Source organism: Hydrogenophaga sp., assembly GCF_026125825.1.
Lineage (GTDB): Bacteria > Pseudomonadota > Gammaproteobacteria > Burkholderiales > Burkholderiaceae_C > Hydrogenophaga.
Map to the genome: position 1 here is coordinate 1 of NZ_JAHCKK010000171.1, position 4,482 is coordinate 4,482.

Consider the following 4,482-nt stretch of genomic DNA (forward strand, 5'->3'; position numbering starts at 1 on the left):
CCCCCAGGTGCTGCCATCTTCGCTGGCGACGAAGACCAGCACGTCGGCTTGTGCCAGTGCACTGTTGTCCGCGATGCGAACCGCCTGGCGACGTGCCCGCCACCAGATCAGCAAGCCCGAAAGCCACATCAGCACGATGGAGGCTCCCGCAAGCCCCAGCGCGATGGCCCACGGCCAGGCGCTTTCACCTGTGTGCAGTACTACGGCCCAGTCGTACACGCGCTGGGCGATCGTGGCATCCTGCCAGGCGAGGATCTCGCCGCTGTAGCGGTCGATCCAGCCTTGGCCCCGATCCGTTGTCACTTTCCAGATATCTTCGGGGTCTGCGGCACTCGGGAAATTCAGTTTGCGCAAGGCTCGCGCGTCGAGACCCTGCAACACCGGAAACTGCGCGCCGGGCAACGCGGTCTGGCTGCCTGCCACGGACACGACGTCCGGTTCAGGCCCGGCGTCGAGCTCCAGCAGCCCAAGCGTTGTCGCGCTCATGTAAAGTGCCGTGACCGAGGACAGGAACAGCACGACGAGCACCACCCTGCCCACGAGCACATGCAGCCGCTGCGCCAGCGATCCACGCACCGCACCGGCCAGGTGGCGCCATCCGCCCATGCGTCGCAGCAACAGCACGAGGCCGGCGAACGAAATCAGCGCCATGGCCAATGCAATGGCGGCTACGCCCCAGCGGCCGGCGTCGTCCAGCAGCAGCGAGCGGTGCAGGTTCTTCACCCAGCGCGGCAGCTGCGAGGGGCGGTAGTTGGCGAGAACCCGGCCGTCTTGCGGATCCACATAAGAGGCTTGCGCCTGCTCGCCATCAAAGCCATAGGCGACGAAGGCTCCCGAGGGCAGATGGCGGATTTCCTCCACGCCCGGCATGGCACGCTGCACGCGCTCTGCCAGCGTGGCCACGGACAGATCGGGCGGAGCCGGACTGGCGTGCCGTGCCTGTACCACCGGATCGACGGCCAGGAAGACGCCGGTCGTGCCCATCACCAGCGCAAGGCAGCCAGCCGCCAGACCCAGCCAGCGGTGGATGGCTTTCCAGCTCATGCGAGTTGCTTACTTCAGCTGGTACGTAAGGGTCTGGACGTACTGCTTGCCAGTCTGGGGCTTGCCGGCATTCTGCGTTGTCAACGGCACGCGAATGTCCGAGGGACTGTCTCGCATATCTTCTGCCGCTGCGTCGATGCGAATTTCGTAGCCCGCGTCGATCAGCGCGTCGGCCAGATCGGCGGTCACCTTGAGCGTGCGCCCCGCACCCACGCTGGCACCCGTCACGCCGGCGAGACGCTTGGTATCGCCGACAGACAGTCGATTCCAGTCGGCCAGGTGTTTGTAGAACTTGGCCTTGCCCCCCGCCACCCAAAGCGTACGGGCATAGGCGCCCTTGGAATCGGTCAGGTACACGGCCAGATAGGCGCCATCGCCGCCGTAGTTCTTGAGCTGGGTGGTCAGCGTGAGCTGCCGGCCGTGGGCCAGCGCGGGCAGGGCCAACGCGCATGCGGCAGCCACGGTGGTAGCCAAGAGAGGTTTGGACATGGGTTTGGACATGGGTCTTCTTCCGTCGCACTAATTGAATGGGTCACGTTCCCGGTCGCGGTCGCGGTCGCGGTCGCGGTGATGATCCTTGTACTTGATCTTCACCACCTTCAGGGTCTGCGGATCGATCCTGGCCTTGAAGACACGGCCCTGCGCATCCTTGCCGTGGATTTCATAGCAGCCGTCGTCGATTTTGAGCCGCTGCACTTCCCAACCCTGGGCCGCCGCCATCTTGTGCACAGCTTCACGCGATTGCCACTGCTCCACCGGCACTTCGCAATCATCAGAGGCCGAGGCGGGCCAGGCGACCAGGCTCAACGACAGGGCCAGGGCCAGCAGCTCGCGGCGCAGGAATCGTTGGGGATTCATGCAGGTGCTCCTGTAATGGCGCGACGCGCTTCGCGGCTGAACTTCATGCATGCTGCCACATGTGGGGGCCGCACTCTTGAATGCAATGGCACGCATGAAGAATCCGCGGTTGAATCGGACTCATTCTCAGTTGCAGCATGCCTTTACGTCGCGAGACGCGGCGCCCAGGCGCGCTTGAGCAGCTGCAGTATCACGAAAAGCACAACTGGTGCGGCGAGGCCGGGCATCAGGCCTGACAACTGCAGCGCACCAAGCCCGAGGAAAGCCCGTGCCGCAGGCCAGGCAGGCAGCAGGGTCAATATACCTGCCACCAGTGCGAGCCCCCACCAGAGCGGGGCGTTCGGCTCGCCCAGCGTCGCACGCAGCGAAGCGCGGAAGGTCCGGTTCACAAACACGAGCGCGAGATTCATGCCCGCAAGTGCCACAAAGGCCACGCTGCGCACATCCTCTTGCGGCAAGCCCTTGCGGATGGTGTACAGATAAACGGCCGTAACGATCAGCAGGGCAAGCGTTCCCTGGAGAATGCTCCAGCTCGCGAGCGCCCTGGAAAAGAGCGGGCTCGCGGGATGGCGCGGAAGGCGGCGCATCACATTCTGCTCTGCGCGCTGCGCTTCGAGCACGATCGAGCAGGCCGGGTCGATGATCAGCTCGAGAAAGGCGATGAGGAGCGGCGTCAGGATGAGCGGCCCGCCGAGCAGGACGGGCAGCAGCGCGAGCCCCGCGATGGGCAGGTGGATCGCGAGGATGTACCCCATCGCCTTGCGCAGATTGTCGTAGATGCGCCTTCCCAGGCGGATGGCCTCAACGATGGACCCGAAATCATCATCGAGCAACACGATGGATGACGCCTCGCGCGCCACGTCCGTGCCACGCCCTCCCATGGCGATACCGATGTGCGCCGCCTTGAGCGCCGGCGCATCGTTGACGCCATCGCCGGTCATGGCGACGATCTCGCCACTGGCCTTCAACGCCTCGACGATGCGCAGCTTCTGCCGGGGCGTGATGCGCGCGAAAACGGTAGCGCGGCGCGCCCGCCGGAAGAGAGCACCATCATCGAGCTGATCGAGCTCCTGGCCGGTCAATACATCGCCATCCGCAATGCCGGCATCCCGGGCGATCGCGCGCGCCGTCTCGGGATAATCGCCCGTGATCATCACGACGCGAATGCCGGCGGTGCGGCAATCACGCACGGCTTCAGGCACCGACTCGCGCAGCGGGTCCGCAAGCCCCAGCAAGCCCACGAACTCGAACGACAGGCCGAGAGGACTGTCCGGAAGGCTTCCGCGCGCATGCCGCCCGCGCGCCACGGCCAGTACCCGAATGCCCTGCCGCGCCAGCGTGTCGACTGATGCGATCAACTCCGCATGTTGCACGGGATTCATCCTGCAGAGGCGCGCAATGGCCTCTGGCGCGCCCTTGGTGGTCGCGAGGTAGTCCGCCTCACCCGGCAAGTCCCAGACATGGGTGACGGCAAGCAATTCCCGCCGGAGAGGATAGGCACGCACGCGCGACGCCGTCGTGGCCGGGCCTGTTTGCACTTGCGTTGCCAGCTCAAACAACGCCCGCTCCATGGGATCGAGCGCTTCGGGCTCGCTCGCTGCCACGGCGGTCCTGAGCAACTCGCCCAGCTTTCCCGATACCGCAATCTCCGGGGCTGCGTCTCCGGCGCGCCATTGCTCCGCGCCGCACTGCAGATGCACGACCGACATGGTATTGCGCGTGAGCGTTCCGGTCTTGTCCGTGCAAAGCACGGTGGCAGCTCCGAGCGCCTCGATGGCTGCGGCGCGTCGCGTCAGCACACGCGACTGCGACAGGCGCCACGCTCCCATCACCATGAACACGGTCAGCACAAGTGGAAACTCTTCCGGCAACATCGCCATGCCGAGCGCGATGCCGCCGAGCACGGCTTGCAGCCAGTCCCCGCGCAGAAATCCGTAGAGCAGCACGACCAGGGTGCTCAGGAAGATGCCGGCCGTCGCGAAGATCACCACGAGCTGGCGAGTCTGCTGCTGCAATCGCGACGGCCCGGACTCGATGGCGCCCAGGCTGCTGCCGATCTTGCCGATCTCGCTGCGTATGCCGGTCGCAGTGACGACTGCGTGCCCTGTACCGCCCAGAACCAGCGTGCCGGAATAGAGCAGCGACAGATGATCGCCGCGTGGTTCGACTGCCACAGGCGCTGGCCGCTTCTGCACGGGCACGGATTCACCCGTGAGCAGCGATTCGTCGACGCGCAAGTCCTCACCCGCCACCAGCACCGCATCGGCCGGCACGCGGTCGCCCTCCGTCACGATCAGCAGATCTCCCCGAACAACCTCACGGCCGGGAATTCTCTGGCGTTGGTCGTCGCGGACGACGAGAGCGCGCGGGCTCGTCAGATCCCGCAAGGCTTCGAGCACTCGTTCGCTGCGACTCCTCTGGATAAGGGCGATGGAAACCGAAAGGGTCGCGAAGACAAACAGCAGCAGCGCCTCGCCGAGATCGCCGATGATGGCATAGAGCACGGCTGCGCCCAGCAGCAGCCCGAACATGGGCTCGCGCACCACCTCGAGGAGAATCGCCAGCGGCGAGTGCCGCCCG

4 protein-coding genes are annotated in these 4,482 nt (G+C 65.6%); all 4 read right to left on the reverse strand.

Going from position 1 to position 4,482, the window contains the following annotated elements:
- Positions 1-1,044: PepSY domain-containing protein (locus KIT86_RS24310; RefSeq protein WP_297403196.1), on the reverse strand; the 1,044-nt coding region annotated here is incomplete at its 3' end.
- Between the two features lie 9 nt (positions 1,045-1,053).
- Positions 1,054-1,533 carry a DUF2271 domain-containing protein gene (locus tag KIT86_RS24315; RefSeq protein ID WP_297403201.1) on the reverse strand — a complete coding sequence of 160 codons (480 nt, stop codon included), beginning with the start codon at positions 1,531-1,533 and terminating at the stop codon, positions 1,054-1,056.
- A gap of 30 nt (positions 1,534-1,563) precedes the next feature.
- Positions 1,564-1,902: a PepSY domain-containing protein gene (locus KIT86_RS24320; RefSeq protein WP_297403197.1), complete on the reverse strand. Its 339-nt coding sequence runs from the start codon at positions 1,900-1,902 to the stop codon at positions 1,564-1,566.
- A 143-nt stretch (positions 1,903-2,045) separates the two neighbouring features.
- The coding region (locus KIT86_RS24325; protein WP_297403199.1) for a cation-translocating P-type ATPase at positions 2,046-4,482 on the reverse strand (2,437 nt) is incomplete at its 5' end.

Bases quoted from the DNA above. Each gene is read 5' to 3' on its own strand.
- KIT86_RS24315 (WP_297403201.1), bottom strand. From the start codon at position 1,533: ATGTCCAAACCTCTCTTGGCTACCACCGTGGCTGCCGCATGCGCGTTG.
- KIT86_RS24320 (WP_297403197.1), bottom strand. From the start codon at position 1,902: ATGAATCCCCAACGATTCCTGCGCCGCGAGCTGCTGGCCCTGGCCCTG.